Source organism: Corallococcus terminator (assembly GCF_003611635.1).
Lineage (GTDB): Bacteria > Myxococcota > Myxococcia > Myxococcales > Myxococcaceae > Corallococcus > Corallococcus terminator.
In genome coordinates, this window is the sequence record NZ_RAVZ01000713.1 from 1 (window position 1) to 1,109 (window position 1,109).

Here is a 1,109-nt window from a genome sequence, read left to right on the forward strand (position 1 = left end):
CCCCAGCCCGCCCAGGAAGAATCCAAGGCAGGTGGACGCGGGCAGCAGACAGGCCAACCCCACGCCCACGGCGGAAGGAGTCCAGCGGCGGAAGCGCTCCGGCAGTGCCTGCTCGCACAGCGAGAGGACAGCCGCGCCAAGCGCCGCCCAGGCCATGGCGCTGCGCAGCTCCGGCGATACCGCGCCGAGTCCGGAGGCCAGCACGCGGGCGACACCCGCGGTGACCGTGGCAGCCGGGGCCGGAAAGCGCTCCGAGCCCAGCACGGAAGCATCCGGCACCAGCAGGTAGAACAGCGGCACCACCACCAGCGAGCCCACGACGCAGCCCAACAGTTGCGCCAGGAACACGCGCCGGGGATGCGCACCCAGCAGGTGCCCCGCCTTCAGGTCCGTGAGCAGGTCGGCCGCGGACGAAGCCGCATTGACGGTGATGCCCGCGGTGGCGAGGTTCGCCTCCACGTTGCCGGGCAGGAGCACGCCATACGTCAACTGCGTCACCTGCCCCAGCGCGCCCACGGGACTGACGTCCGTTTCGCCCGTGACGCGGCAGGAGATGAGGCACAGCACGAACGACAGCGCGACCGCGAGCAGCGCATGGGGCACCGGAACATCGAAGCCCACCCAGGCCAGCGCCACCGTGGCGGGAGTCAGCACGAGCAGCCCCGCGAACAACCACCGTCCAGGAACCTGGAGCGCCTCCACCGGATGGCGGGCCCCCTGCTCCCGAACGAACAATCCCCGAAGCGCGCGGCCCCACACCTTTCCCTGGAGCGCGAACTGAAGCAGCGACGCGGTGGTGAGCGCCGCCGCGCCCGGCCACAGCGCCCAGGCGAGGAAGTCACCCTCCACCGGCACCACACCCGAAGCCATCAGCCGTGGCGCGATGAAGCCATGAAGGAAGAGAGCTCCCAGCAACATCGAAGCGGTGATGCGCAAGCCCAGGAGCGCGCCCCCGCCCACCGGCATCAGCCCCGTCTCCAGAGCGAACCCCAACCGCTCCAGCGAAATCCCACCGAGCGTCCCCGGAAACGCCCAGGAGTAGGGCAGGCGGCCCAAGCCATCGCGAGCAAGCGTGAGCGCCCCGGACACAAGCCCGCCCACCCCCAGCA

Annotated in this window: 1 protein-coding gene; it reads right to left on the reverse strand. The window is 71.1% G+C overall.

The features are described from left to right. Positions 1 to 1,109 (reverse strand): OPT/YSL family transporter (locus D7V88_RS41720; protein WP_208726768.1); only part of this gene is annotated, 1,109 nt, incomplete at both ends.